We start from the raw sequence: 26,986 nt of genomic DNA, 5'->3' as shown, positions 1-26,986 counted from the left end.
GCGCAAATCTCCACTAGTACGCGAGCGAGATGCCCTGCGTCTTGGGGTTGCCGCTGTAGATGCCGTCGATCACGTCGGCGAAGTCAGACAGGATGACGTTGCGCTTGATGCTGAGCTTCGGCGTCAGGTGCCCGCTCGACTCGGTCAGCTCGGTGGCGAGGATCACGAACTTCCGGATGCTCTCCGCGCGGGAGACGCCCTGGTTGGCGGCGTCGATCGCGCGCTGGATCTCCTCGTTGACCGCAGGGTTGACGCTCGCCTCGGCGAGGGTCATGTCCTTGTCCTCGCCGTTGTTGGCGAGCCAGGTCGGCAGCATCTCGGTGTCCAGCGTGATGAGCGCGGAGATGAACGGCTTCTGGTCGCCGACGACAACCACCTGGCCGACCAGCGGGTTGGCGCGGATCGGGTCCTCCAGGGCGGCGGGGGAGACGTTCTTGCCGCCGGCGGTGACGATGATCTCCTTCTTGCGCCCGGTGATCGAGAGGAAGCCGTCGGAATCGAAGGCCCCGAGGTCTCCGGTGCGGAACCAGCCGTCGTCGAACGCTGCGGCGGTGGCCTCCGGGTTCTTCCAGTACTCCTTGAAGACGTTGATGCCCTTGACCTCGATCTCGCCGTCGTCGGCGAGGCGCAGCGAGACACCGGGGAGAGCCGGTCCGACGGTGCCGATCTTGAACGTGTCCGGGAGGTTCACGGTCGCGGGAGCGGTGGTCTCGGTCAGCCCGTAGCCCTCCAGCACCTTGATGCCGAGGCTGTGGAAGAAGTGGCCGAGGTGAGAGCCGAGCGGCGCCGAACCGGACACCGCGTACTTCACACGGCCGCCCATCGCGGCGCGCAGCTTGGCGAACACCAGCCGGTTGTAGAGCGCGAACTTGAGTTTCAGCCCGAACGGGACCGACCCGGCCTCGAGCGCCTTCGAGTACTCGACGGCCACGTCGGCAGCCGCGCGGAAGATCTTGCCCTTGCCGCCGGCCTCCGCCTTCTGCTCCGCCGAGTTGTAGACCTTCTCGAACACGCGCGGTACCGCTAGGAGGAACGTCGGCTTGAAGCTCGCGAGCGCGGGGAGCAGTTGCTTGGTGTCGGCCTGGTGGCCCACCTTCACGCCGGCGGTGACGCACAGCACGGCGATGAACCGGGCGAAGACGTGCGCGGTCGTGATGAAGAGCAGAGTGGATGCGCCGCCCGGCTGCATCACGACCTCCTTGAGCGCCTCCGCCGAGTTGCGGGAGAGCTCGACGAAGTTGGCGTGGGTGAGCACGCAGCCCTTCGGGCGTCCGGTCGAGCCGGAAGTGTAGATCAGGGTGCCGATGTCCTCGCCGCGGGCGAGATTACGGCGCCGCTCGATCTCCTCGTCGGCCACGTCGCCGCCGGACGCGGCCAGCTTGTCCAGGTCGCCCAGATGCAGCTGCCAGACGTTGTCGATCAGCGGGAGGTCGGGGTGCACCTCGTCGAAGCGCGAGAACATCTCGGCCGTCTCCAGGATCACCGCGGTCGCGCCGGAGTCGGACATGTTCCACTGGATCTGGGCGGGGGAGGAGGTCTCGTAGATCGGCACGAGCACCGCGCCGGCGAACCACACCGCGAAGTCGATCAGCGACCACTCGTAGCGCGTCTTGCACATCAGGCCGATCTTGTCGCCGGGCTGGATGCCCGCGGCGACGAGTCCCTTCGACAGCGCGATCACCTGGCGGTGGAACTCGGCGGCCGTCACATCCTGCCAGCCGTCACCGTCCGGGAGGCTGAACAGCGCCGCGTCCGGGGTGGCGGCGACCCGCTGCACGAGCAGGTCCGTCGCGTTGGCCTCCGGGTCGGCGGGGACGAGTGCGGATGTTTCGAACTGGTTCACGGTAGCTCCCTCGATACCGGGCGGCGGACGTCCCCGGCCGAATGGCTTCGGCCGGGGTGGGTAACTACACTCTAGATGGTGCGGCAGGGAGTCTCCCGTGTCGGGTCCCGCGCACCGGATCACCCGCTTCCCCAAGCCCAACCCAGGAAGGCTCTGCCTGTGCACGCGATCGGAATCGACATCGGCGGGACCAAGATCGCGGGGGCCGTCGTCGACGAGCTCGGAGCCATCGTCCGCGAGGACCGCGTGCCGACCGACGCCACCCGGCCCGAGGAGATCGAGAACGCCGTCGTCGAGATGATCACGCGGCTCTCGGACGGCCCGGAGCAGATCGCGGGCGCCGGGGTCGCCGCGGCAGGGTTCATCGACGCCGCCCAGTCGACCGTGTACTACGCGCCGAACATCAACTGGCGGCACGAGCCCTTCCGCGAGAAGCTCGAGAAGCGCATCGACCTGCCCGTGCTCATCGAGAACGACGCCAACGCCGCCGGCTGGGCCGAGTTCCGCTACGGCGCGGGGCGCCTGGTCAGCGACATGGTCATCCTGACCATCGGCACGGGTGTCGGCGGCGCGATCGTCAGCAACGACCGCCTGTTCCGCGGCGGCTTCGGCGCGGGCGCGGAGGTGGGGCACATGCGTGTCGTCCCCGGCGGCCTGCCCTGCGGCTGCGGCGCGCACGGCTGCATCGAGCAGTACGGCTCCGGCCGCGCCCTGCAGCGGATGGCGAACGAGCTGGCCGACGCCGGCGGCATCGGCCAGGAGCTCGCCGACGTGCGGCACCGCAAGGGCGCCCTGAGCGGCACGGACATCTCCGAACTGATCATGGCGGGCGACCCCGGTGCCCTTGCCGCGCTGCGCCAGCTCGGCGACTGGCTCGGCCAGGCCTGCGCGAGCCTCGGTGCCGTGCTCGACCCGCAGCTGTTCGTCTTCGGCGGCGGCGTGGCACAGGCGGGGGAGCTGCTGCTGGAGCCGATCCGGCTGGCCTACCTCGAGAACCTGCCGGCGCGCGGCTACCACCCGGAGCCCGAGTTCAAGATCGCCGAGCTCGTCAACGATGCCGGCGTCGTGGGAGCGGCGGACCTCGCCCGGTTGCACGCCTCCTCCCTCTGAGCGCACCTCGGGACTAGGCTTTACGCGATGTTCTACTGGCTGATGAAGTACGTGATCGCGGGGCCGCTGCTGCGCGGCATCTTCCGCCCGTGGGTCGTCGGCCTGGAGAACGTCCCGAAGGACGGCGCGGTCATCCTCGCGAGCAACCATCTGTCGTTCATCGACTCGATCTTCCTGCCCATCGTCGTGGACCGGCACGTCTCGTTCCTCGCCAAGAGCGACTACTTCACCGCCAGGGGCCTGAAGGGATGGGCGACCAAGGCGTTCATGAACGCGACCGGCCAGCTCCCCATCGACCGCTCGGGCGGCAAGGCCTCGGAGGCGTCGCTGAACACCGGCCTCGGCGTGCTCGCGCGCGGCGAGATCCTCGGCATCTACCCGGAGGGCACCCGCAGCCCGGACGGCAAGCTGTACCGCGGCCGCACCGGCGTCGCGCGGATGATCCTGGAGGCGGGGGTGCCCGTCGTCCCCGTCGTCATGGTGGACACCGCGAAGATCATGCCCATCGGAAAGCGGCTGCCGAAGATCGGCCGGATCGGCATCGTCATCGGCGAGCCGCTCGACTTCACCCGCTTCGACGGGATGGAGGGCGACCGCTTCATCCTGCGGTCGGTGACCGACGAGATCATGTACCAGCTGCACGCGCTCGGCGACCAGGAGTACATGGATGTCTACGCCAGCACCGTGAAGGAGAAGAGGGCCTCGCTCTCGCGGTAGGCTGGAGAATCCCATCTCCTTCGACCGAGCGGAAGAACAGTGCTGCAGACCACAGAGCCCGTCGTGAAACCTGACGAGTCCGTGATCGAGGGCCTGGACTATTGGCGCACGCTGCCGATCAAGCAGCAGCCGGAGTGGCCGGACCGGGAGGCCGCCGCCGCCGCGTCCGCGGAGATCGCGACGCTTCCCCCGCTGGTGTTCGCCGGCGAGGTGGACCAGCTGAAGAACCGCCTGGCGCGCGCCGCCCAGGGCGAGGCGTTCCTGCTGCAGGGCGGCGACTGCGCCGAGACGTTCGCGGGTGCGACCGCCGACCAGATCCGCAACCGGGTCAAGACCATCCTCCAGATGGCCGTGGTGCTCACCTACGGCGCGTCCGTCCCCGTCATCAAAATGGGGCGCATGGCGGGCCAGTTCGCCAAGCCGCGCTCCAGCGACACCGAAACCCGCGGCGACGTCACGCTGCCCGCCTACCGGGGCGACATCGTCAACGGCTACGACTTCACGCCGGAGTCCCGCCGGGCCGACCCGCGCCGGCTGGTGCAGGGCTACCACACGGCCGCCTCCACGCTGAACCTCATCCGCGCGTTCACCCAGGGTGGCTTCGCCGACCTGCGCGAGGTGCACAGCTGGAACAGGGGCTTCGCCGCGAACCCGGCCAACCAGCGCTACGAGGGCCTCGCCCGCGACATCGACAAGGCGATCAAGTTCATGGAGGCGGCCGGCGCCGACTTCGACGAGCTCAAGCGGGTGGAGTTCTACTCCAGCCACGAGGGCCTGCTCATGGACTACGAGCGGCCGATGACGCGCATCGACTCGCGCACAGGAACGCCGTACAACACCTCCGCGCACTTCGTGTGGATCGGAGAGCGCACCCGCGACCTCGACGGCGCCCACGTCGACTTCCTGTCCCGGGTCCGCAACCCGATCGGCGTCAAGCTCGGCCCGACCACGTCGACCGTCGACATGCTCCGCCTGATCGACAAGCTGGACCCGGAGCGCGAGCCCGGCCGCCTGACGTTCATCACGCGGATGGGCGCCGGCAAGATCCGGGATGCGCTGCCGCCGCTGCTGGAGGCCATCAAGCGCTCCGACGCCACGCCGCTCTGGGTCACCGACCCGATGCACGGCAACGGCCTGACAACGCCGACCGGCTACAAGACGCGCCGGTTCGACGACGTCGTGGACGAGGTCAAGGGCTTCTTCGAGGCGCACCGCGCGGCCGGGACGAACCCGGGCGGCATCCACGTCGAGCTCACCGGCGACGACGTCACCGAGTGCCTGGGCGGCTCCGAGCAGATCGACGAGGCGACCCTGGCGACCCGCTACGAGTCGCTGTGCGACCCGCGCCTGAACCACATGCAGTCCCTCGAACTGGCCTTCCTGGTCGCCGAGGAGCTCGGCAACAACTGACGAGACGAGCAACGAGGAACGCCCCGCCGGAGGACCGGCGGGGCGTTCCTCGTACTCGGCTCACAGGCCGGCGAAGTTGACCGTGATCGTGGAGCCCTTTGGCTGCTCGGTGCCCTGATCCGGGCTCACCTTGGAGACGACGAGCACTCCGGGCAGCAGGTCGGCGGCGGCGTTGTACTTCAGCTGGAAGCCCGCGTCCTGCAGCGCCTTCTTCGCCTTGTCCCAGGTCTGTCCGACGACTTCGGGCACGGCGACCGGCTCCGGCCCCTTGGACGTCTCGAGCAGCAGCGTGTCGTTCGGGCGCACGATGTCGTGCTGGGCCTGGGCGGAGATCACGAGGCCCTTGTCGACCGTGTCGCTGTAGCTCTCCGGCCCGGCCGCCACCTGGAGGCCCGCATCGTGGAGGATGGCCGTGGCGTCGTCGACCGACTTGCCGGCGACGTCCGGGATCGGCCCGAGGGAGACGACGAGGTTGACCGTCGCCGCCTCGAGGTAGCTGCCGCCCTTGGAGATGTCGGACCCGTCGCTCGCCCGCGTCGCGGACATCACCGTGTTGGCGGGGACGTCCGAGTTGAACTGCTTGTCGAGGGTGCCCACCTTGGCGCCCGCCGTCGTGATGGTGTTCTGCGCGGCGTCGAGCGAGGCGCCGGCGAGGGCGCCGATGGTGATCGGCTTCGGCCCCTGTGAGACGCGCAGGGTGACGGTGCTGCCCTTGCCCGCGGCGGTCCCCGCTTTCGGGTCGGTGCTCGACACCTGCCCGGTGGGCACGGTGAGGCTGTACTCCTGCGCCTGCCGGGTCTGGAAGCCGAGCTCCTTCAGCTGCGCCGCCGCAGCGGACGGCGCCTTGGAGACGACGTTCGGCACGGTGACCATGGATCCGGGCCCGGAGCCGAAGTACCAGCCGGTGCCCGCCGCCACGCCCGCCAGCAGGATGACCAGCGCGAACAGCCACCAGCCCTTCGACCGGCGGCGCTTGGAGGCCGCGGTGAGCGTGTCCGTGGCGGTCGGCGTGCTGGAGGCGACCTGCTGGCGGATCGCCGGGTTGATGATCTGCGTGTCGCCGTCCGCGACGTCGAACGCCGGTGGCAGCACCATGGTCGGCTGCAGCACCGCCTCGCCGCGGATGGACTTCTCCGCCTCGATGAGCCGGTCCAGCATCTCCCGCGCGTCCTTCGGGCGGCGGTCAGGGTCCTTCTCGGTCGCCCACAGCACGAGCTCGTCGAGCTCCGGAGGGACGGCGGGGTTCTTGGAGCTCGGCGCAGGCACGGCGTCGTTCGCGTGCTGGTAGGCGATCTGCATCGGCTGCTCGCCCTGGAACGGCTGTTCGCCGGTGAGCATCTCGTACATCATGATGCCGAGCGCGTAGATGTCGCTGCGCGCATCCGCGATGCCGCGGGTGACCAGCTCGGGGGAGAGGTACGCGATGGTGCCGAGCAGCGCCTGGCCCGTCGCCGTGTTGGCGCTGGCGGCGCGGGCGAGACCGAAGTCGCCGATCTTGATGCGGCCGTCGTCGGCGAGCAGCACGTTCTCGGGCTTCAGGTCGCGGTGCACGATGCCCGCCTTGTGCGCGGCGGCGAGGCCGCTCAGCACCGCCTCCATGATGTCGATGGTCTGCTCCGGCGTGAGCTTGCCGTAGTCCTTCAGCAGATCGCGCAGGGTGATGCCGGGCAGGTACTCCATGACGAGATACGCCATGTCGGAGTCCTGGCCCTGGTCGAAGACGTTGACGACGTTGGGATGCGCGAGCCGGGCGGCCGAACGGGCCTCCTGCACGAAGCGGCTCTTGAAGGTGTTGTCGTCGGCGAGGTGGCCGTGCATGATCTTGATCGCGACCCGGCGCTCCAGGCGCAGATCGGTGGCGAGGTAGACGGTGGCCATGCCGCCTCGGGCGATCCGCGAGCGCACCTGATAGCGGCCGTCGATGAGACGGCCGATCATGGGGTCGGTCTGGCTCGTGGTCACGGATCGAGTCTAGGGAACGGCAGGTGCGGGAACCCTGCAAAACACCGGTGTGGAGCGTCGCCGTGACCGGGCTGTGACCTTTGCGCGGTCACGGACGGGTCGCCGGCTCAGCCGAGCTGCGCGAGCCACGCGCGCGCCGAGGACTCCCACTTGGCATACGCGCCGGGGAATGCGGAGATCTGGACGGCCTGGGCGGCCTGGGTGACGCTCATCCGCGTCCACCCCGGGATGTCGAGCAGCCCGCGGGTGCGGCCCTTGTTGGGGTTGCCGGCCCCGCCGTAGAAGGCCTTGGTGGCGCGGACGGGGTCGAGCACCTGGGCCGCTGTGCCCCAACCGGTGCTCGGGCGCTGCTGGAAGAGGCCGAGGGAGTCGCGGTCGCCGTAGCGGACGTTCCGCAGCCCCGACTCCTGGGCCGCGGCCGCGAGGGCGACGACGATGCCCTGATCGGGCACCCCCTGCTCGCGGCCGACGCGCACGATGAGTGCGGCGTTCGCCCGCATCTCGTCGGTGAGCGCGACGACCCTGCCCGGCTGCACGGTGAGCGAGGGACCGGGGGCGGAGACGGACGCGTGCGGTGCGATCGGCGTGCTGACGGCCGCGGTCACCATCCCGGGGATGGTGACGAGCTGGCCGGGGAAGATCAGGCTGGACGAGCTGAGGCCGTTCGCGCTGAGCACGGACTTCGTCGACACGCCGAACCGCGCGGCGATGCCGGAGATCGTGTCGCCGGAGACGACCTTGTACTTCGTTCCCACGGCGGGAGCGGGCGCGGTGGGCGTGCGCGGAGCCGCGTGCGCGGCCGAGCCGCCTCCGAGTGCGAGCACCTGGCCGGGGAAGATGAGGCTCTTCCAGCTGAGCCCGTTCCGGGCGAGCACGCTGGCGGTCGACAGCCCGAAGCGCGCCGCGATCGCCGAGACGGTGTCGCCCGTACGCACGGTGTAGGTCGACGGTGCCGCGGCGACGGAGGTCTGCGCCTCCGACGTCTGCCGGCCGGTCGGGATGCTGGAGGTGATCGTGTCCTGGGGCCCGGTCGGCTGCTGCGGCTTCTCCTTCGCGCGCTCGGCGTCGGCCGGTGCCGCTGCCTGCGCGGGGGAGACGAGGCCGAGCGTCACGGCGATCGAACCCGCGACCGCGATCGGGACGGTGCCGAGGATGCCGACCCGCCGCTTCCTGGCGCGGTCGTCCGCGCTGCCTGCTGCGCTCTCGATCAGAGCCATTCTGACCCCCAGTTGAGTGACAAAGCCGTTGACCACGCTGACACAGGATGAGAGAAGAGTCAACCAGTGTGACAGATGTGAAACGAGTTTACATGACTGTAACAATCGCCCTCGCTCGTGCTGGCGCCGTGGTCGTGGCACCCTTGATGCTGTGAGTGAGCACGTCCTGGCCACCGAGTGGCTGACCATTCCCGACCTCGTCGACCAGCTCGGACTCGGCGTCAGCCGCGTCCGCCGTCTGATCGAGGACAAGCACCTCGGCGCCAAGCGTGTCGACGGCGTTCTCAAAGTCCCCGCTGCGTTCCTGCGCGACGGGGAGCCGCTCGGCGAGCTGCACGGCACGCTGATCGTCCTGGCGGACGCCGGCTTCGACGACGAAGAGGCAGTGGACTGGATGCTCACCGAGGAGGAGAGCCTGGGCGCCACTCCGATCGACGCTCTGCGCGCCGGCCGGAAGGCCGAGGTGCGCCGAGTCGCCCAGGCGCTGGCCTGAGATTCGCAGGCACCCGCCCCGGTCGCTGCGCCGCGGGTCAGGCGCTCCGGCGCGTGACCGTGACGGCCAGGTCGCGCAGCTGAGCCTTCGCGCTCTCGCCGATCGGCGCGGCGTCCAGCGCCGCGATGGCCCGCTCGACGTTGTCGGCGATCATCCGCTCGACCTTGTCCACGGCTCCCGACTCGCGGATGGTCATCTGCAGCGTCTGGATCTGCTGCGCCGTCAGTTCCGGGTCGCCGAGCAGTTCGTCGAGCGTCGCCCGCGCGCCCGCCGGCACCGCCTCCCTGGTGAGGGCGATGAGGACCGTTCGCTTGCCCTCGCGCAGGTCGTCTCCGCTCGGCTTGCCGGTGACCTCAGCGTCGCCGAACACCCCGAGCAGGTCGTCCCGCAGCTGGTAGGCGATGCCGAGGGGCAGGCCGAAGCCCCGCAAGGCGTCGAGCTGGCCGACGGTGGCGCCGGCGAGGCTGGCGCCGATCAGCAGCGGGGATTCGATGGAGTACTTGGCCGACTTGTAGACGATCACGCGCTCGGCGCGCGCGAGCTGGTCGGCGTCCGGGCGGCCCTGCCAGCCGATCTCCTCGAAGATGTCGAGGTACTGGCCGGCGGTGACGTCCAGGCGCATCCGGTTGAACTCCGCGCGTGCGGCGCGGCGGGCGGCCGGGCTCACGGTCTGGGTGAGGCCCTCGTCGAAGAGCTCGTCGCTCAGGATGAGCAGGAAGTCCCCGAGGAGGGTCGCGGAGCCGGTGCCGAAACTCGCGCCGGAACCCTGCCAGCCCTGCTCGTCGTGGAGGCGCTCGAAGCGCCGGTGCGCGGAGGGCGCCCCGCGCCGGGTGTCGGAGTTGTCGATGAGGTCGTCGTGCACGAGTGCGGCGGCGTGGAAGAGCTCGAGGGCGCTGGCCACGGAGACCACCGCATCCAGCGGGCCGCCCGCCGTGACGGGTCCGTCGGCGGCGTCGTCGCCCGCACTGCGGACCGCCTGCCAGCCCCAGAAGCAGAACAGGGCACGGAACCGCTTGCCTCCGCTGAGAAAATCCCTCGAAAACGCCGCGATCGGCGCGAGTTCATCGGCGATGGAGACGAGAATGGATGCACGTGCATCGAGGAATCCATCGATTCTGGACTGGATGAGGTCGACGAATCGGATGCTTTCTGACACACGCCTAGCCTAGTCAAGGGCGTGCGGCTACAATCGGCCACACAACGCCAAGAACCCGCAGGAAAGAGGGGGATCCGGATGCCGCTTTCGGAACACGAGCAGCGCCTCCTCGAAGAGATGGAACGCAGTCTCTATCAGAACGATGCAGACTTCGTCGCCAAGGTGGGAGGCAAGCGGGCGCGCCCCGCGTACCGCTCCATCGTGCTCGGCGTGCTGATCGCCGTCGTCGGCGTCGCGGTGCTCATCGTCGGTGTCTTCTTCCAGCTGCCGATCGTCGGCATCCTGGGCTTCGTCGTGATGTTCGCCGGCGTGCTGCTGGCCATCGCCCCGGGCAAGAGGGTCGCCGTCGACCCGGACGCGCCCGCCGCCAAGGGCGCGGGCGGGTCGTCCCGCACCCAGCCCGGCTTCATGGACAGGATGAACGACCGCTGGGACAAGAGGCAGGACGGTCAGGGCTAGCCCTCCACTCTCCTCCCCACCCGCAGAACGCAGGGCCGATCGATTCGATCGGCCCTTTTTTGTGTCCCTGCGCGCTCCACTTCGCCCGATTTCCCTCCACTTCCCTCCACGCCAGATTTCCGCGTGTTCACGGGGTGAATTGACCCCACTTCGAGGCGATTTGGGCGCAGTTGCTGATTTTGTGGATGGAAGTGGAGTAAAGTGGAGCCAGCACCGCGACCGTGGCCGGGAGATGGGGGTGGGATCCGATGTTCCTCGGTACCTATGCCCCGAAACTGGACGAGAAGGGGCGCATCATCCTGCCGGCCAAATTCCGGGATGAACTCGCGTCCGGCCTCGTCCTCACCCGCGGCCAGGAGCACTGCGTCTACGTCTTCTCGCAGCGCGAGTTCGAATCGCTCCACGAGAAGATCCGGCAGGCGCCGGTGACGAGCAAGCAGGCCCGCGACTACCTGCGCGTGTTCCTCTCGGGAGCGAGCGCGGAGGTCCCGGACAAGCAGAACCGGGTGACCATCCCGACCACGCTGCGCTCGTACGCGGGGCTCGATCGCGACCTGGTCGTGATCGGAGCGGGAAGCCGCGCGGAGATCTGGGACGCCGAGGCGTGGGAGACCTACCTCGCGGAGCAGGAAGCGACGTTCGCGAACACGGAGGAGGAGGTGATCCCGGGACTGTTCTAGCGCCTGGCGCCGGACTCCCAGCCATACGCCCTGACACCACTTCCCCGGTGTCAGGTCGGGATGGATGGGGATCCGGAACCAGGGGTGGGTCCTTCAAACCATGAGCGACGAGCCGAACTCCGACATCCACACCCCGGTGCTCCTCGAGCGCTGCATCGAACTGCTCGCGCCCGCCCTCCAGGAGCCGGGCGCCGTCTTCGTGGACGCGACCCTCGGGATGGGCGGCCACTCCGCCGGCGTGCTCGAGCGGTTCCCCGATGTCACCCTGGTCGGCCTCGACCGCGACCCCGAGGCGCTCGCGATCGCGGGGGAGCGGCTCGCCCGCTTCGGCGACCGGGTGCACCTCGTGCACACCGTCTACGACGGAATCCGCGACGCGCTCGACGGCCTCGGCATCCCCGCGGTGCAGGGCATCCTGTTCGACCTCGGGGTCTCCTCGTTGCAGCTCGACCGCGTCGAGCGCGGCTTCTCCTACTCCAAGGACGCGCCGCTGGACATGCGGATGGACGGCACGAGCGAACTGACCGCGGAGGTCGTCCTCGCCGAGTACTCCGAGGCGGACCTCCGCCGGATCTTCCGCGACTACGGCGAGGAGAAGCTCGCCGCCCGTTACGCGAAGCGCATCGTCGACAGCCGACAGACCGCGCCCCTGGTGCGCTCCGGGCAGCTGGTCGACCTCATCCAGAAGGCGACGCCGGCCGCCGTGCAGCGGCAGGGGCATCCCGCCAAGCGCGTCTTCCAGGCGCTGCGCATCGAGGTCAACCAGGAGCTGTCGGTGCTCGAGCGCGCCATCCCGGCCGCCATCGACGCCCTGGCCGTCGGCGGTCGCATCGTCGTCGAGGCGTACCAGTCGCTGGAGGACCGGATCGTCAAGCGCGAACTGCAGACGCGGTCCCGCTCGAGCGCGCCCGCCGGTCTGCCGGTTGAGCTGCCGGAGCACCGACCGGAACTGAAGCTGCTCATCCGCGGGGCCGAACTCGCGGACGAGGAAGAGAAGGCCGCCAACCCGAGGGCCACCCCGGTGCGCCTGCGCGCGGCCGAACGAGTGAGGAGGGACTCGTGAGCACGAACCTGGCAGGCGCCGCCGCACGCAGGCGGCCGGCCATCCACTGGGCCCCTTCGACGGGAGGCGCGGCGACCGCCGCCGTCCTGGCCCCGGAGCCGATCGAGACCGATCGGCAGCGGGCGCGCCCCACCCACCTCGAGGTCGTCTCCACACGCAGTCAGCGCCGCGCGCGCCCCCGCACCCTCTACGCGGTCGTCGCGATCTCCGCCCTGTTGGTGATCGTCGTGGCGCAGCTGCTGCTGAGCATCGCGGTCTCCCAGGGCGCGTACCAGCTGAGCTCGCTGCAGTCCAAGCAGACGGAGCTGCAGCGCTCGTACCAGGCGGCCTCCGAAGACCTGAACCGGCTGACGTCCCCGCAGAACCTCGCCGCGAACGCGAACGCGCTCGGGATGGTCAGCAACAGCAACCCCGCGTATCTGCGGCTCTCCGACGGCGCCGTGCTCGGCGCGCCGATCGCGGCGAGCGGCGCGGCCGGGACGGTGACGGGCGGGCAGGGCAACCTCGTCCCGAATTCGCAGCTCGCCGGGGTGCCGCTCGTGACAAAGGCCGGTGCAGCCGCGACCGGCGGCCAGAAGGCGGCCGACGCTCACAAGGCGGCGGGCCAAGCTGGGAATTCCGCAAGCGCGGGTGCGGCGTCCGGGACGCAGCAGAAGCCGTCCGTACCGTTGCAGGGAGCGTTGCCGACACCGGTGACGCACTGACGGGACGGGCGCGCGCATGGTCACCAAGAAGATGCTCCGGCGGCGCACCGCGCTGACGGTCGCCGCTGTCGCCGCGACGGTCTGCATCCTCGGCGTCAAGCTGGTGGACATCCAGGTCGTGAACGCCGACGCGCTGCAGCGGAAGTCGATCAACACCAAGGAGGCGTCGACGACGCTGTACGGCAACCGCGGAGACATCGTCGCTGCGGACGGCACGGTGCTCGCGACCACGGTCTACACCTACAGCGCCCAGGCGTCGCCGCGGGATGCGGTGGGCAAGGGCGCGTCGGGACGCGCCAAGATGGTCGAGGCCGCGAAGAAGATCGGCGCGATCACCGGGCAGGGCGGCGACGCGGTGCTCAAGCTCTTCGACGACGCACTCAAGGCGGACCCGGAGTCGCAGTACGTCCTCATCAAGTCGGGCATGGATGTGAGCATGTTCGACAAGCTCGACAAGCTCCCGTACGGCTGGCTGACGTTCGACAAGACGCAGTCGCGCAGCTACCCGAACGGCGCCGTCGCGGGGAACCTGCTCGGCTACGTCTCGCAGGCGGGCAACGGCGGGCTCGAGCAGAGCGAGAACAGCTGCCTCGCCGGCCAGAACGGCGAGGAGACCTATCAGCGGGGCGCGGACGGCGTCGCCATCCCCGGGAGCACCGTCGTCCAGAAGAAGGCGAAGGACGGCGGGACCGTCAAGCTCACCGTCGACAGCGACATGCAGTGGTTCGCCGAGCAGACCCTCGCGCAGCAGGTGGCGGCCACCGGTTCGAAGTTCGGCTTCGTGACCGTGGCGGAGGCGAAGACCGGCAAGATCAAGGCGATCGCGCAGTGGCCCTCGCTCGACCCGAACAACATCGACGCGACCGACCCCTCGTACTGGCGGCTGCAGTCCCTGACCGACCCGCGCGAGCCGGGATCGACCTTCAAGGCGCTCACGGCGGCGATGCTGGTGGACCAGGGCAAGGCCGGTCCGGAGACCCAGGTGCTCGCCCCGTACTCGTGGCAGTCGGGCAACGGCGCCGACCTGCACGACTCCGGATACCACGACCCGCTGCAGCTCACGCTCACCGGCGTGCTGATGATGTCGTCCAACACCGGCATGTCCCAGCTCGGCAAGCGGCTCACCGACCAGACCCGCTACGACTACATGAAGAAGTTCGGGATCGGCGACGACACCGGCCTGCCGTACCCCGGGGAGTCCTCCGGACAGCTGAACCCGGTCAAGGACTGGGACGACCAGACCAAGTACGCCACCATGTTCGGCCAGGGCGTCTCGGCGACCCAGCTGCAGATGGTCGGTGCCTACCAGGCGCTCGCCAACGGCGGCACCCGCATCCCGCTCACGATGGTCGAGGGCTGCGAGCAGGCGGACGGCACGCTGACGGACGTCCCGAAGACCACACCGGTGAAGGTCGTCTCGCCCCAGGCGGCGGCGACGACACTCGGGATGATGGAGTCGGTGACCACCAAGGGCGAGCTCGCCAAGCAGCTCCAGATCCCGGGCTACCGGGTCGCCGCGAAGACCGGTACGGCCCAGCAGGCGGACGGCCACGGCGGCTACCTGCCGTCCTACTACGTGTCGGTCATGGGCGTCGCTCCGGTGGACGATCCACAGTACGTCGTTTCGGTCAACCTCGGCTTCCCGACTACCATTACTTCGTCGGCAGCCGCCGCTCCGCTGTTCCACACGATCATGAGTCAGGTGCTGAAGACCTACCGGGTGAAGCCCTCCACGTCGAGCCCGGCGGACTATCCGCCCTACTACTAGAAACACCGTCTACTGAAAGTGAGCCCCGTGACAGGACCGGCGCCCTCATCCCTGCGCCCCGAGCATCCCGTCGCCCGCCCGCTCGCCCAGCTGGTAGCGGAGTTCGGGCTGGACTGCCGGGGCGACCTCGACGCCGTCGAGGTCACCGGTGCGGCCCTTGCCAGCTCCGCCGTCGAGCCGGGCGACCTCTACGTCGGGGTCCCCGGACGCAACGCGCACGGAGCGACCTACGCGGCCGCCGCCGCCGAGGCGGGCGCTGTCGCCATCCTGACCGACGAGGAGGGCGCGGAGATCGCCGCCGAGTCCGGCCTGCCGATCATCGTCACGCCCGACCCGCGCGCCGCGCTCGGCGCCGTCGCCGCCTGGATCTACCGCACCGACGAGAACTCCGCGACCCTGTTCGGGGTCACCGGCACCAACGGCAAGACCAGCGTCGTGTACCTGCTGTACGCGATCCTCGGCCAGCTCGGCGTCGTGGCCGGCCTCACCTCCACCGCGGAGCGCCGCATCGGCGAGCAGGCGATCACCAGCAAGCTCACCACGCCCGAGGCGACCGAGCTGCACGCGCTGCTCGCCCGGATGCGCGAGGAGGGCGTCCGCGCGGTCGCCATCGAGGTCTCCGCGCAGGCGCTCAGCCGCCACCGCGTCGACGGCATCGAGTTCGACGTCGTCGGCTTCACGAATCTCAGCCACGACCACCTCGACGACTACGCGGCGATGGACGACTACTTCGAGGCGAAGCTCGAGCTGTTCCAGCCGGACCGCGCCCGCCGCGGTGTCGTCACGGTCGACTCCGACTGGGGCCGGGCGCTCGTCGAGCAGTCCCGCATCCCGGTCACCACGCTGTCCTCGTCGCCCGGCTCCGACGCCGAGTGGCGGCTCACCGTCGACGAGGAGGCGCTGACGCACACCGCGTTCACGCTGGAGGGCCCGGAGGGGCGCGTCCTGCGCACGAGCGTGCCGCTGCTCGGCGCGTACAACGCGGCCAACGCGGCGCTCGCGATCGTGATGCTGGTGGAGTCCGGCTACGACCTGGAGGCGATCGGCGCGGCACTGGAGCGCGATGGCGGCATCGACGCGTACGTGCCCGGCCGCACCGAGCGGCTCTCCGGGGACCGCGGCCCCGTCGTCTTCATCGACTACGGCCACACCCCGGACGCGTTCCTCTCCACGCTGAACGCGCTCCGCAAGGTCACCGAGGGACGCATCGTCATGGTGTTCGGCGCCGACGGCGACCGTGACACCACGAAGCGCGCCGACATGGGCGCGATCGCCGCGCGGGGATCGGACGCGGTCGTCATCACCGACTTCCACCCGCGCTGGGAGGACCCGGCGGCCATCCGCGCCGCGCTGCTCGACGGCGCGCGCGCCGCCGTCCCCGACCTGGAGCTGTACGAGGTGCCGGACCCGCGTGCCGCCTTCCGCACGGCGCTCTCGCTCGCGGGCGACGGCGACGTCGTGCTCTACGCCGGCCCGGGGCACGAGGACTATCAGGAGGTCGCGGGGGAGCGCATCCCGTACTCCGCCCGCGACGACGCGCGGCTCGCGCTGCGAGAGGCAGGCTGGCTCTAGATGATCGCCCTCACCCTCGCCGAGATCGCCGCGGCGACCCGCGGCACCCTCTTGCTCGACGGAACCGGCGCGACGCCGGAGACCGCCATCACCGGGCTCTCCACCACCGACTCCCGTGAGGTCGTCCCCGGCACCGTCTTCTTCGCCAAGCCGGGCGAGGTCACCGACGGCCACCTGTTCGCGCCGCAGGCCGCCGAGGCGGGCGCCGCGCTGATCGTGGTCGACCACGCGCTCGACCTCGCGGTCCCGCAGCTCCTCGTCGAGGACACCGTCGTGGCGCTCGGCGACCTCGCCACCGAGGTCATCGCCCGCGTCCGCGCGCTCGGGAACCTGAAGATCGTGGGTGTCACCGGCTCGAACGGCAAGACGACGACCAAGAACCTCCTGCGCGAGATCCTCGAGCCGGTCGGCCCGACCATCGCGCCGCGCGCCTCGTTCAACAACGAGGTGGGCGCCCCGGTCACGATGATCGAGGTGACCGAGGAGACGCAGTTCCTCGTCGCCGAGATGGGCGCGAGCGGCATCGGCGAGATCGCCAGGCTGGTGCGCATGGCGCGCCCCGACATCGGCATCGTGCTCAAGGTCGGACTCGCCCATGCCGGCGAGTTCGGCGGCATCGAGAAGACCCTGGCCGCGAAGACCGAGATGGTCAGCGACCTGCTGGAGTCGGACGTCGCCATTCTGAACATCGACGACCCGCGCGTCGCGTCGATGCAGGACAAGACGGTCGCCCGGGTGCTCTGGTTCGGCCTCGACGAGCGCGCCGCCGTGCGCGCCACGGACATCGTCTCGGGTTCCCGCGGCACGTCCTTCACCCTGCACCTGCCGGACGGGCAGTCCCGTCCCGTGCGTTTCGGGGTGCTCGGCGAGCACCACGTGATGAACGCGCTTGCCGCCGCGGCGGCAGCGCACACGCTCGATGTCGGCATCGACCTCATCGTCGACGGCCTGCAGCGCGTCCAGCGCGCCGAGCGCTGGCGGATGGAGGTGATGGGCGGCGCCGGCGGCGTCACCATCATCAACGACGCGTACAACGCGAGCCCGGACTCGATGGCCGCCGCCATCAAGACGCTCGCGCAGATCACGAGCCCGGACGAGCGCACGATCGCCGTCCTCGGCGAGATGAGCGAGCTGGGCGAGTTCTCCGGGGAGGAGCACGACCGCATCGGCCTGCTCGCCGTGCGGCTCGGGATCGACCAGCTGATCGTCGTCGGCCCCTCGGCCCGGCGGATGCACATCTCCGCGATCAACGAGGGGTCGTGGGACGGCGAGTCCCTCTACTTCGACACGCAGGACGCCGCGTACGACCACCTGAAGGGCGCCCTGCGCTCCGGTGACACCGTGCTGGTGAAGTCCTCGAACTCCGCGGGGCTGCGCTTCCTCGGCGACCGACTGGGAGAATTGTTCTCGTGAGAGCCCTGCTGACCTCCGGTGCGCTGTCGATGGCGTTCTCGCTCTTCCTGACGCCGCTGTTCATCCGGCTGTTCCACCGCCTGCAGTGGGGCCAGTTCATCCGCGACGACGGCCCGCAGAGCCACCACGCCAAGCGCGGGACGGCGACCATGGGCGGCATCGTCGTCATCCTCGGCACGCTGTTCGGCTACTTCGTCGCGCTGCTGCTGACCGGGGACGAGACGAGCGTGTCGGCGCTCCTCGTGCTGTTCCTCATGGTCGGGCTCGGCGTCGTCGGCTTCATCGACGACTTCCTGAAGACCCGGCGCGAGCGCAGTCTCGGCCTGACGGGATGGGCGAAGGTCGGCGGTCAGGTCGTCGTCGCGACGGTCTGGGCGTTGCTGGCGATCATGTTCCCGAACGGCCGGGGGGAGACGCCCGCCACGATGAGCGTGTCGTTCATCCGGGATCTCTCCGGGCTCGACTTCGGCGCGATCACGCGGTTCGGCGCGATCGGCGTCATCGTCGGCTACGGGCTCTACCTGATCTGGATCAACTTCATCGTCGCCGCCACCTCCAACGGCGTGAACGTGACGGACGGCCTGGACGGCCTCGCCTCCGGCGCCAGCATCCTCGCCATCGGCGCGTACATCATCATCGGCTTCTGGCAGTCGATCCAGTCGTGCGCGAGCCCGAACCTCAATCCGGAGAACATCCCGAAGTGCTACGAGGTGCGCGACCCGTTCGACCTGGCGATCGTGGCCACCGCGATCGTCGGAGCCGTGGTCGGCTTCCTCTGGTGGAACACCTCGCCCGCGCAGATCTTCCTCGGCGACACCGGCTCGCTCGCCCTCGGCGGCGCTGTCGCCGCCCTCGCCATCCTCAGCCACACCGAGCTGCTGCTGGTGCTGATCGGCGGCCTCTTCGTCATCGAGGCCGGCTCGGTCATCGTCCAGCGGGCGTACTTCAAGCTGACCCACGGCAGACGCATCTTCCTGATGAGTCCGATCCACCATCACTTCGAGTTGAAGGGATGGGCGGAGGTGACCGTCGTCGTGCGGTTCTGGATCGTCGGCGGCCTGCTCGTCGCCGCCGGTGTCGGCACCTTCTACCTCGAATGGCTCGCGACGTGACCGCCCTGCAGGAGCGCCTGGCCGCGCTCACCAGCTGGCACCACGACTGGTCCGGCCTCCGGGTCGCGGTCTACGGCCTCGGCGTCACCGGCTTCTCGGTGGCGGACACCCTCGCCGAGCTGGGCGCGGAGGTCCTCGTCGTCGCTTCGAAGGCGGACGAGGAGCGTGCGATGCTGCTCGAGGTGATCGGCGCGGAGCTGCTCGAGGAGCCGGACCTGAGCGCCGCACCCGAGCGGCTTGTCGAGTTCGACCCCGAGCTGATCGTCGTCTCACCCGGCTTCCACTGGGATCACCCGCTGCTGCTCTGGGCCGCCGAGCGCGGCATCCAGGTCTGGGGCGACATCGAGCTGGCGTGGCGGCTGCGCGACAAGGTCGGCGACCCGGCCGACTGGATCTGCGTCACGGGCACCAACGGCAAGACGACGACCGTGCAGCTGACCGCGACGATGCTGCTCGCCGGCGGCTCCCGGGTCGCGCCGTGCGGCAACATCGGGGTGCCGGTGCTCGACGCGATCCGCGACCCGCAGGGCTTCGACGTCCTCGTGGTCGAGCTCTCCAGCTACCAGCTGCACTGGGTGAACCGGAACGCCGGAGGGGAGCTGCAGCCGTACTCGGCCGCCTGCCTCAACATCGCCGACGACCACCTCGACTGGCACGGGTCGCTGGAGGCGTACATCGCCGCGAAGGCCAAGGTCTACCAGAACACCGAGGTCGCCTGCGTCTACAACCGCGCCGACGCGAACACGCTGCGGATGGTCGAGCAGGCCGACGTCATCGACGGCGCGCGCGCGATCGGCTTCGGCCTGGACGTGCCCGGCCCGAGCGACTTCGGGATCGTCGACGGCATCCTCTGCGACCGCGCGTTCCTCGACGACAGGATGCACAGCGCCATCGAGCTCACGACCCTCGACGAGCTGCGCGAGGCCGGCCTCGCGGCGCCGCACGTGGTGGCGAACATTCTCGCCGCCAGCGCCCTCGCGCGCTCCTACGGCGTCCCCCCGCAGGTGATCCGTGACGTCCTCACGGCCTTCCGGCTCGACGCCCACCGGATCGAGCTGGTCCGGGTGGAGGCGGGCATCAGCTGGGTGGACGACTCCAAGGCGACGAACCCGCACGCGGCCGACGCCTCGCTGAAGGCGTACCCGTCGGTCGTCTGGGTGGTCGGTGGCCTGCTCAAGGGTGTGGACATCGACGAGCTCGTGCGCTCGCACGTCTCCCGGCTGCGCGGCGCCGTGCTGATCGGCGTCGACCGCGCCGCGCTCCGCGCCGCATTCGAGCGACACGCCCCGGGGCTTCCGGTGGTGGAGGCGGAGGCCGACGAGACTGAAGGGGTCATGCCGACGGCGGTCAGACTGGCCAGCGGTATCGCCCGCGAGGGAGACACCGTCCTGCTGGCGCCCGCGGCGGCGTCGATGGACCAGTTCGCCGACTATGCGGAGCGGGGCCGCCTGTTCCAGGAGGCCGTCAACGAGTTTTTGGGAGGTGAGGCGGATGACGACCAGTCCGCCTCGCGTCCAGGCTCCGACTGAGCACTCGTCACGGCTGTCCGGGCTCACCGCCCGCATCTCGCTCGGCAAGGCCGTCGCGAGCGAGTCGGCCGACTACTTCCTCCTGCTCGGCATCACGCTGTTCCTCGTCGTCTTCGGCCTGGTCATGGTGCTCTCCTCCTCGTCGGTGGAGTCGCACAACGACAGCGACAACTTCTTCGCCCGGTTCTGGCAGCAGGGCGTGTTCGCCGTCATCGGCGTCCCGCTGATGCTGCTCGTGTCGCGGTTCCCGCTGCGGTTCTGGAAGAAGTCGATCTGGTTCCTACTGGCCGGGGCCTGCTTCCTGCAGGTGCTCGTGCTGCTGACCCCGCTCGGCATGGAGATCGGCGGCAACCGCAACTGGCTGAAGATCGGCTCGCTGACGCTCCAGCCGTCGGAGGCGATCAAGCTCGGCCTGGTGATCTGGCTCGGCGTCGTGCTCGCCCGCAAGAAGGACATGCTCGGCGACTGGAGGCACGTCGCGGTGCCGGTCGTGCCCGTCGCCGGCATCGCGATCGGCGTCGTCGTGCTCGGCGGCGACCTGGGCACGACCATGATCATGGCCGCGCTCGTGCTCGGCGCGCTCTACTTCGCCGGCGTCAAGCTCCGCTACCTGCTGACGGGGGTGGCGGGCGTCGCGGTCCTCGCGTTCTTCGTCGCGATCTCCAGCCAGAGCCGGCTCGGCCGCATCGCCGCGATGTTCGGCGGCTCCAGCGCCGTGAACCCGGACGTGACCTGGCAGATCGACAACGGCTACTACGCCCTCGCCTCGGGCGGCGTCTTCGGGGTCGGGCTCGGCAACTCGCACTCCAAGTGGTCGTGGCTGCCCGCCGCGGACACCGACTTCATCTTCGCGATCATCGGCGAGGAGCTGGGGCTGATCGGTGCGGTCGTCGTGCTGCTGCTCTTCGTGATGCTCGCGATCGTGTTCCTGCGCATCATCCACGCCTCCACGGACCCGTTCCCGCGGATCACGACGGCCGCCATCATGGTGTGGCTGATCGGTCAGGCCTTCGTGAACATCGCGGTCGTGCTCGGGGTGATACCGGTGCTCGGCGTCCCGCTCCCACTGATCTCTGCGGGAGGTACTGCGATGATCTTCTCCATGATCGCAATCGGCATCGTCCTCTCCTTCGCCCGGCAGAACGCCAAGGACGCGCGTCGCGCCAAGGGGCTCGACGCGTGACCCGCTACCTCCTGGCCGGCGGCGGAACCGCCGGCCACGTGAACCCCCTGCTCGCCGTCGCCGACCGGCTGCGCCGTGACGACCCGTCCGCCGAGGTCATCGTCCTCGGCACCAAGGAGGGGCTGGAGGCGCGGCTGGTGCCCGCGCGCGGCTACGAGCTGGCGACGATCCCGAAGCTGCCGTTCCCGCGCCGTCCGAACGCGGCAGCGCTGCGCTTTCCCGGGGAGTACCGCCGGGCGATCCGCACGGTCGGCGCGCTGATCCGCGAGCGCGGCGTCGACGCGGTCGTCGGCTTCGGCGGCTACGCGGCCGCGCCCGCCTACTCCGCGGCGCGCAAGGCCGGCGTCCCGCTCGTGCTGCACGAGGCCAACGCCCGCCCCGGTCTCGCGAACCGCCTCGGCGCCCGCTACACCCCGTTCGTCGGCGTCGCGTTCGAGGGCACCTCCCTCCCGCACGCCCGCTTCGTCGGGATGCCGCTGCGCATCGAGATCGAGGAGCTCGACAGGGCGGCCTCGCGCGACGCCGCCCTCGCCGAGTTCGGCCTCTCCGCCGACCGACCGACGCTCCTGGTCACCGGCGGCTCGCTTGGCGCGCGCCGGCTGAACACGACGATCGCCGAGCGCGCGAGGGAGCTGACCGCCGCCGGCTGGCAGGTGCTGCACATCCAGGGCGGACGCGGCGAGCTGACCGACCCCGGCATCGAGCACTACCGCCTGCTCGACTACTGCGACCGGATGGACCTCGCCTTCGCGCTCACCGACTTCGCGGTCGCGCGCGCGGGCGCCGCCACGGTGTGCGAGTTCGCCGCCCTCGGAATCCCCGCGGTGTACGTGCCGTTCCCGATCGGCAACGGCGAGCAGCGCTACAACGCGGCCGGCGTCGTCGGCGCGGGCGGCGGCATCCTCGTGGACGACGCCGCGTTCCTGCCCTCGTGGGTGGATGCCCGGCTGCTCCCGCTGCTCGCCGATCGCGGGCGGGTGGCCGACATGTCCGCGCGTGCCGCCGGGGCGGGCGTCCGCGACGGATCCGACCGGATGGTGTCGCTCATCCGGAGCGGACTCTCACCGGCGTAGCGTCATACTTAACGCCGTACCGCCAGCACCATCGCCGAAGACGAAAGCAGCAACGTGACGATCAAACCCGACCTGTCCATCAGCATCCCCGACGAACTGGGTGCACTGCACTTCGTCGGGATCGGCGGCTCGGGCATGAGCGGGATCGCGCGGCTGTTTCTCGAGTCGGGATACACGGTGACCGGCTCGGATGTGCGGCACTCGGCCAACATCGACGCGCTGCGCGCCCTCGGCGCGACGATCGCGATCGGCCACGACGCGGCGAACGTCGGCGACGCCGACACCCTCGTCGTCACCGGCGCGCTCTGGCAGGACAACCCGGAGTACCAGCTCGCGCTGCAGAAGGGCCTCCCGGTCCTGCACCGCTCGCAGGCGCTCGCCTGGCTCATCAACCGCAAGCGCCTGGTCGCCGTCGCCGGCGCGCACGGCAAGACCACCTCGACCGGCATGATCATCACCGGTCTGCTCGGCCTCGGCGAGGACCCGAGCTTCGTCAACGGCGGCGTGATCGCCTCCCTCGGCAAGAGCTCGCAGACGGGCTCGGGGGAGCTGTTCGTCGTCGAGGCGGACGAGTCGGACGGCTCGTTCCTGCTCTACGACACGGCGGTCGCCCTGATCACCAACGTGGACCCGGACCACCTCGACCACTACGGCTCGCTGGAGGCGTTCGAGGACGCCTTCGTGACGTTCGCGAGGGACGCCGACGAGTTCGTGGTCGTCTCCTCCGACGACCCGGGCGCTGTGCACGTCACGAACCGGCTGCGAGAGGCCGCGCCGGACAAGCGCATCGTGACCTTCGGCGAGGCGGAGGGCGCGGACGTGCGCGTGCACTCCATCGTCACGGACGGCCCGGTCGCCTTCTCGGTGAGCTTCGCCGGCGCCGAGTACTCCGCGCAGCTGCGGGTGCCCGGCCGCCACAATGCCATCAACGCCGCCGGCGCGTTCGCCGTGCTCACCGGGCTCGGCTTCGACCCGGCCGCGGCGCTGCAGGCGATCGCCGAGTTCGGCGGCACCGAGCGCCGCTTCGAGCTGCACGGCACCGTGGGCGGCGTGAGCGTCTACGACGACTACGCGCACCACCCGACCGAGGTCGCGGCGGCGCTGTCCGCCGCGCGCACGGTCGTCGGCGACGGACGCATCATCGCTGTCCACCAGCCGCACCTGTACAGCCGCACGCGACTGTTCGCGAAGGAGTTCGCGGAGACGCTGGAGACCTACGCGGACGAGACGGTCGTGCTCGACGTGTACGGCGCCCGGGAGGATCCCGAGCCCGGGGTCACCGGCGCCCTGGTCGCCGACCGCTTCGCGCATCCCGAGCACGTCGCGTTCATCGCCGACTGGCAGCAGGCGGCGGACCACACCGCGCAGATCGCCAGGGAGGGCGACTTCGTGATCACGCTCGGCTGCGGGGACGTGTACCGCATCGTCCCGCAACTGCTGGACTCGCTGCGGCGCACCCGTGGGTAGCCGGTGAAGCGTCCCCAGGGTTTCGACCGGTCGTCAGCCCCGGCGGAGCCGCCCGCGACGCCCGCGGCTCCGCGGGAGTCCGCGCCGTCCGGTCCGTCCTCCGGGCGGCAGCGCGAGCGGGCGCGGGATCGGCGGAGCGACGCCCCGCGCGAGGACGCCCCCCGCGAGGAGACGCCGCGCGCCGTCTCGACGATGACGGAGCCCATCCCGCTCGTGCGCCGGCAGGAGGACTCTCCGTACGCGTCGCTGCCGTCGAACCGGGAGATCACGAAGGCTCTCCGCGAGGCGCGCAAGGAGCGCAAGCGGGTCGAGCGCGGCGAGGTCAGGCGGTTCACGAAGCGCTCGCGCCGGCGCAGGCTGGCGTGGATCGGCGCGGCCGGTGTCGTCGTGCTGCTCGTCCTCGGCGTGGTCGCCGTCGCCTTCTCCCCACTGCTGGCGCTCCGGCACGTCCAGGTCGTCGGCGCCTCGCGGCTGGACCCGAAGACGATCGCGACGAAGCTCGACGACCAGGTCGGCACGCCGCTCCCGCTGCTGGACCAGGCCGCGATCTCGGCGGACCTCGCGGCGTTCCCGCTCATCCGCAGCTACACGCTGGAGAGCCACCCGCCGGACACGCTGGTGGTGCGCATCGTGGAGCGACAGCCGATCGGCGTGATCCGCCAGGGCGCGGCGTTCACGCTGGTGGACGCCGCCAAGGTGCCGATCTCCTCGAGCGCGACCCGGCCGGCCGGCTTCCCGCTGATCGCCGCCAGCGGCGCCTCGGAGGAGACGAACGCGGATTCCGGCTTCGCCGCCGCGGCGAGCGTGCTCTCGGCGCTTCCTGCGTCCTTGCTGGGCCAGGTGGACACCATCACCGCGAAGACGAAGGACGACGTGTCGTTCACCCTGCGCGGCAACCGCGCGACCGTCGTCTGGGGGAGCGCGGAGGACTCCGCGCTGAAGGCGGCGGATCTGGCGGCGCTCCTCAAGAGTGCCGGAGGCAGCACGCGGTACGACGTGTCGTCGCCCCACAGCGTGACGACGGGATGACCGGGTTGGGCACGGAGTTTCCCGACACGCGCCCCGGCTGCGGCACTGGGGACCCGTGCGCATCTACCGTCGAATCGAGAATTGCATACTCAGCATAACTTTAAGCCTCGACTTGAGGTTGAAGGTTCCCGTGGAGGCCGGACGTGACAGCTAATCAGAACTACCTCGCCGTGATCAAGGTCGTCGGCATCGGCGGCGGCGGCGTCAACGCCGTCAACCGAATGATCGAGCTCGGCCTGCGCGGCGTCGAGTTCATCGCCATCAACACGGACGCGCAGGCGCTGCTGATGAGCGACGCCGACGTGAAGCTCGACGTCGGCAGGGAGATCACCCGCGGCCTCGGCGCGGGCGCCGACCCCGAGGTCGGCCGTCGTGCCGCCGAGGACCACGCGGAGGAGATCGAGGAGGCGCTCGCCGGCGCCGACATGGTCTTCGTCACCGCGGGCGAGGGCGGCGGCACCGGCACCGGCGGCGCGCCGGTCGTCGCACGGATCGCCAAGTCCATCGGCGCCCTGACCATCGGCGTCGTGACCAAGCCCTTCTCGTTCGAGGGCAAGCGCCGCGCGCAGCAGGCCGAGTCGGGCGTTCAGCGGCTCAAGGAAGAGGTCGACACCCTCATCGTCGTGCCGAACGACCGCCTGCTGGAGATCAGCGACCGCGGCATCAGCATGCTCGAGGCGTTCTCCACGGCCGACCAGGTGCTCCTCGCCGGTGTCCAGGGCATCACCGACCTGATCACCACCCCCGGCCTCATCAACCTCGACTTCGCGGACGTGAAGTCGGTGATGCAGGGCGCGGGCTCCGCCCTCATGGGCATCGGCTCGTCCCGCGGCGCGGACCGCGCCATCAAGGCGGCCGAGCTGGCGGTGGCGTCGCCGCTGCTGGAGGCATCCATCGACGGCGCGCACGGCGTCCTGCTCTCCATCCAGGGCGGATCGAACCTCGGCATCTTCGAGATCAACGACGCCGCCCGCCTGGTCCAGGAGGCGGTGCACCCGGAGGCCAACATCATCTTCGGTGCGGTCATCGACGACACCCTCGGTGACGAGGTGCGCGTTACCGTCATCGCTGCCGGCTTCGACGGCGGGGAGCCGAACGGCAAGCCCGTGATCGACACCCGCCGCTCGACGTTCGTGGAGGCGGGCTCCGAGGAGGCCGCAGCGCCGGCGGTCGAGGCCGCGCCCGAGAGCGAGGCCGCGCCGGCCGCCGACGCCTGGCACGCGACCGGCGAGACCCCCGTGACCGAGGCGGCCCAGAAGGACCCGGCGTTCGATGACGAGAATGACGACCTCGACATCCCCGACTTCCTCAAGTAGCCCGCTCGCCGAGCGCCTGGCAGCGGTCCGGGACGGCATCGCCGATGCCGCCCGGGCCGCCGGCCGCGCGCCGGAGGAGCTCACGACGATCGTGGTGACCAAGTTCCACCCGGCGTCGCTGGTGCGCGAACTGGCATCCCTCGGCGTCCGCGACGTGGGGGAGAATCGGCACCAGGAGGCGCAGGAGAAGGCGGCGGAGCTCGCCGACCTCGACCTTCGCTGGCACTTCGTCGGCCAGCTGCAGAGCAAGAAGGCACGGCAGGCGCGCCGCTACGCGTCGGCAATCCACTCGGTCGACCGGCTCTCGCTCGTGGATGCGCTGCGCAGCGACGACGGCGACATCGACGCGTTCGTGCAACTGAACCTGACGGACGACCCCGGCCGCGGCGGCGTCGCGGACAGGGACCTGGAGCCGCTGGTCGAGCACGTCCTCGACACGCCCGGTCTCCGGCTTGTCGGCGTCATGGCCGTCGCGCCCCTCGACGAGGAGCCCGCGCGCGCGTTCGAGCGCGTCCGCGCCGCCAGTGAGCGCGTCCAGGCACTGGCTCCTGAGGCGATCTCGATCTCGGCCGGGATGTCCCAGGACTACCGGGAAGCGATCGCCGCCGGCGCGACACACCTGAGGATCGGCACCGCCATTACCGGGAATCGGCCGCCGCTTCGTTAATCTCGAAGAGAAGAAGGAACAGGCAAGTGCGTGGCGTGGTGTC

23 protein-coding genes are annotated in these 26,986 nt (G+C 70.2%); 19 read left to right on the top strand and 4 right to left on the bottom strand.

What is annotated here, in order from left to right; translation table 11 throughout:
- Window positions 1–13: 13 nt before the first annotated feature.
- Window positions 14–1,843 (bottom strand): AMP-dependent synthetase/ligase, encoded by a 1,830-nt coding sequence (locus AAME72_RS19000; RefSeq protein WP_348788084.1) that lies wholly within the window; start codon window positions 1,841–1,843, stop codon window positions 14–16.
- 159 nt (window positions 1,844–2,002) lie between these two features.
- Here AAME72_RS19000 and AAME72_RS18995 point away from each other — a divergent pair, with 159 nt between their 5' ends.
- The 3 genes from AAME72_RS18995 (at window position 2,003) to AAME72_RS18985 (ending at window position 5,080) form a co-directional block, all read left to right on the top strand.
- Window positions 2,003–2,953, top strand: coding sequence for an ROK family glucokinase (locus AAME72_RS18995; protein WP_348788083.1), 951 nt, complete (start codon window positions 2,003–2,005; stop codon window positions 2,951–2,953).
- 27 nt (window positions 2,954–2,980) lie between these two features.
- The gene (locus tag AAME72_RS18990) at window positions 2,981–3,670 is read left to right on the top strand and encodes a lysophospholipid acyltransferase family protein (RefSeq protein ID WP_348788082.1); all 690 of its coding nucleotides are present in this window, start codon (window positions 2,981–2,983) and stop codon (window positions 3,668–3,670) included.
- A gap of 81 nt (window positions 3,671–3,751) precedes the next feature.
- Complete coding sequence (locus AAME72_RS18985) at window positions 3,752–5,080, top strand: 3-deoxy-7-phosphoheptulonate synthase class II (RefSeq protein WP_348790175.1); 1,329 nt, start codon at window positions 3,752–3,754, stop codon at window positions 5,078–5,080.
- Between the two features lie 60 nt (window positions 5,081–5,140).
- Here AAME72_RS18985 and pknB read toward each other — a convergent pair whose 3' ends face one another.
- Both pknB and AAME72_RS18975 read right to left on the bottom strand, forming a co-directional pair.
- Complete coding sequence (pknB, locus tag AAME72_RS18980) at window positions 5,141–7,042, bottom strand: Stk1 family PASTA domain-containing Ser/Thr kinase (protein ID WP_348788081.1); 1,902 nt, start codon at window positions 7,040–7,042, stop codon at window positions 5,141–5,143.
- 107 nt (window positions 7,043–7,149) lie between these two features.
- The gene (locus AAME72_RS18975) at window positions 7,150–8,259 is read right to left on the bottom strand and encodes a LysM peptidoglycan-binding domain-containing protein (RefSeq protein WP_348788080.1); all 1,110 of its coding nucleotides are present in this window, start codon (window positions 8,257–8,259) and stop codon (window positions 7,150–7,152) included.
- A 151-nt stretch (window positions 8,260–8,410) separates the two neighbouring features.
- On the opposite strand from AAME72_RS18975, the gene AAME72_RS18970 reads away from it, so the two are divergent.
- Window positions 8,411–8,752, top strand: a complete 342-nt coding sequence (locus AAME72_RS18970; protein ID WP_348788079.1) for an Rv2175c family DNA-binding protein — start codon at window positions 8,411–8,413, stop codon at window positions 8,750–8,752.
- A 37-nt stretch (window positions 8,753–8,789) separates the two neighbouring features.
- Here AAME72_RS18970 and AAME72_RS18965 read toward each other — a convergent pair whose 3' ends face one another.
- Window positions 8,790–9,908: a polyprenyl synthetase family protein gene (locus AAME72_RS18965; protein ID WP_348788078.1), complete on the bottom strand. Its 1,119-nt coding sequence runs from the start codon at window positions 9,906–9,908 to the stop codon at window positions 8,790–8,792.
- Window positions 9,909–9,986: 78 nt separating this feature from the next.
- Between AAME72_RS18965 and AAME72_RS18960 the strand changes: the two genes are divergently transcribed.
- The 15 genes from AAME72_RS18960 (at window position 9,987) to AAME72_RS18890 (ending at window position 26,943) form a co-directional block, all read left to right on the top strand.
- The gene (locus AAME72_RS18960; protein ID WP_348788077.1) at window positions 9,987–10,367 is read left to right on the top strand and encodes a DUF3040 domain-containing protein; all 381 of its coding nucleotides are present in this window, start codon (window positions 9,987–9,989) and stop codon (window positions 10,365–10,367) included.
- 248 nt (window positions 10,368–10,615) lie between these two features.
- Entirely contained in the window at window positions 10,616–11,047 is a 432-nt protein-coding gene (gene mraZ, locus AAME72_RS18955; protein ID WP_348788076.1) for a division/cell wall cluster transcriptional repressor MraZ, read from the top strand.
- 100 nt (window positions 11,048–11,147) lie between these two features.
- Complete coding sequence (rsmH, locus tag AAME72_RS18950; RefSeq protein WP_348788075.1) at window positions 11,148–12,110, top strand: 16S rRNA (cytosine(1402)-N(4))-methyltransferase RsmH; 963 nt, start codon at window positions 11,148–11,150, stop codon at window positions 12,108–12,110.
- Window positions 12,107–12,814: a hypothetical protein gene (locus AAME72_RS18945; RefSeq protein ID WP_348788074.1), complete on the top strand. Its 708-nt coding sequence runs from the start codon at window positions 12,107–12,109 to the stop codon at window positions 12,812–12,814. The genes rsmH and AAME72_RS18945 overlap by 4 nt, the downstream gene beginning before the upstream one ends.
- Before the next feature lie 16 nt (window positions 12,815–12,830).
- Window positions 12,831–14,582 (top strand): penicillin-binding protein 2, encoded by a 1,752-nt coding sequence (locus AAME72_RS18940; RefSeq protein ID WP_348788073.1) that lies wholly within the window; start codon window positions 12,831–12,833, stop codon window positions 14,580–14,582.
- Window positions 14,583–14,609: 27 nt separating this feature from the next.
- A complete protein-coding gene (locus tag AAME72_RS18935) occupies window positions 14,610–16,154 on the top strand; it encodes a UDP-N-acetylmuramoyl-L-alanyl-D-glutamate--2,6-diaminopimelate ligase (protein WP_348788072.1) in 1,545 nt (514 codons plus the stop codon).
- A complete protein-coding gene (murF, locus tag AAME72_RS18930) occupies window positions 16,155–17,567 on the top strand; it encodes a UDP-N-acetylmuramoyl-tripeptide--D-alanyl-D-alanine ligase (protein WP_348788071.1) in 1,413 nt (470 codons plus the stop codon). It abuts the gene before it with no gap.
- Window positions 17,564–18,679, top strand: a complete 1,116-nt coding sequence (gene mraY, locus AAME72_RS18925) for a phospho-N-acetylmuramoyl-pentapeptide-transferase (protein ID WP_348788070.1) — start codon at window positions 17,564–17,566, stop codon at window positions 18,677–18,679. Before murF ends, mraY begins: the two co-directional genes overlap by 4 nt.
- Window positions 18,664–20,208, top strand: coding sequence for a UDP-N-acetylmuramoyl-L-alanine--D-glutamate ligase (gene murD, locus AAME72_RS18920; RefSeq protein WP_348788069.1), 1,545 nt, complete (start codon window positions 18,664–18,666; stop codon window positions 20,206–20,208). Before mraY ends, murD begins: the two co-directional genes overlap by 16 nt.
- On the top strand, window positions 20,171–21,391 hold the full coding sequence (gene ftsW / locus AAME72_RS18915) for a putative lipid II flippase FtsW (protein ID WP_348788068.1): 1,221 nt from the start codon (window positions 20,171–20,173) through the stop codon (window positions 21,389–21,391). Before murD ends, ftsW begins: the two co-directional genes overlap by 38 nt.
- Window positions 21,388–22,464 (top strand): UDP-N-acetylglucosamine--N-acetylmuramyl-(pentapeptide) pyrophosphoryl-undecaprenol N-acetylglucosamine transferase, encoded by a 1,077-nt coding sequence (locus AAME72_RS18910; protein ID WP_348788067.1) that lies wholly within the window; start codon window positions 21,388–21,390, stop codon window positions 22,462–22,464. Before ftsW ends, AAME72_RS18910 begins: the two co-directional genes overlap by 4 nt.
- Window positions 22,465–22,518: 54 nt before the next feature.
- The gene (gene murC, locus AAME72_RS18905; RefSeq protein WP_348788066.1) at window positions 22,519–23,931 is read left to right on the top strand and encodes a UDP-N-acetylmuramate--L-alanine ligase; all 1,413 of its coding nucleotides are present in this window, start codon (window positions 22,519–22,521) and stop codon (window positions 23,929–23,931) included.
- A 3-nt stretch (window positions 23,932–23,934) separates the two neighbouring features.
- On the top strand, window positions 23,935–24,960 hold the full coding sequence (locus tag AAME72_RS18900; RefSeq protein ID WP_348788065.1) for an FtsQ-type POTRA domain-containing protein: 1,026 nt from the start codon (window positions 23,935–23,937) through the stop codon (window positions 24,958–24,960).
- A gap of 143 nt (window positions 24,961–25,103) precedes the next feature.
- Window positions 25,104–26,276, top strand: coding sequence for a cell division protein FtsZ (gene ftsZ, locus AAME72_RS18895; protein WP_348788064.1), 1,173 nt, complete (start codon window positions 25,104–25,106; stop codon window positions 26,274–26,276).
- Complete coding sequence (locus tag AAME72_RS18890; protein ID WP_348788063.1) at window positions 26,242–26,943, top strand: YggS family pyridoxal phosphate-dependent enzyme; 702 nt, start codon at window positions 26,242–26,244, stop codon at window positions 26,941–26,943. Before ftsZ ends, AAME72_RS18890 begins: the two co-directional genes overlap by 35 nt.
- Window positions 26,944–26,986: the final 43 nt, after the last annotated feature.

It is taken from the genome of Leifsonia sp. NPDC080035 (assembly GCF_040050925.1).
Taxonomy (GTDB): domain Bacteria; phylum Actinomycetota; class Actinomycetes; order Actinomycetales; family Microbacteriaceae; genus Leifsonia.
Note: the sequence above shows the minus strand (reverse complement) of the source record. Positions and strands in the feature narration are given on the sequence as shown.

Excerpts from the sequence above, each read along its gene's own strand:
- AAME72_RS18990 (WP_348788082.1), top strand. The coding sequence starts at position 2,981 with ATGTTCTACTGGCTGATGAAGTACGTGATCGCGGGGCCGCTGCTGCGC.
- AAME72_RS18975 (WP_348788080.1), bottom strand. The coding sequence starts at position 8,259 with ATGGCTCTGATCGAGAGCGCAGCAGGCAGCGCGGACGACCGCGCCAGG.
- AAME72_RS18960 (WP_348788077.1), top strand. The coding sequence starts at position 9,987 with ATGCCGCTTTCGGAACACGAGCAGCGCCTCCTCGAAGAGATGGAACGC.
- mraZ (WP_348788076.1), top strand. The coding sequence starts at position 10,616 with ATGTTCCTCGGTACCTATGCCCCGAAACTGGACGAGAAGGGGCGCATC.
- rsmH (WP_348788075.1), top strand. The coding sequence starts at position 11,148 with ATGAGCGACGAGCCGAACTCCGACATCCACACCCCGGTGCTCCTCGAG.
- AAME72_RS18940 (WP_348788073.1), top strand. The coding sequence starts at position 12,831 with ATGGTCACCAAGAAGATGCTCCGGCGGCGCACCGCGCTGACGGTCGCC.
- murF (WP_348788071.1), top strand. The coding sequence starts at position 16,155 with ATGATCGCCCTCACCCTCGCCGAGATCGCCGCGGCGACCCGCGGCACC.
- murD (WP_348788069.1), top strand. The coding sequence starts at position 18,664 with ATGGCTCGCGACGTGACCGCCCTGCAGGAGCGCCTGGCCGCGCTCACC.
- ftsW (WP_348788068.1), top strand. The coding sequence starts at position 20,171 with ATGACGACCAGTCCGCCTCGCGTCCAGGCTCCGACTGAGCACTCGTCA.
- AAME72_RS18890 (WP_348788063.1), top strand. The coding sequence starts at position 26,242 with ATGACGACCTCGACATCCCCGACTTCCTCAAGTAGCCCGCTCGCCGAG.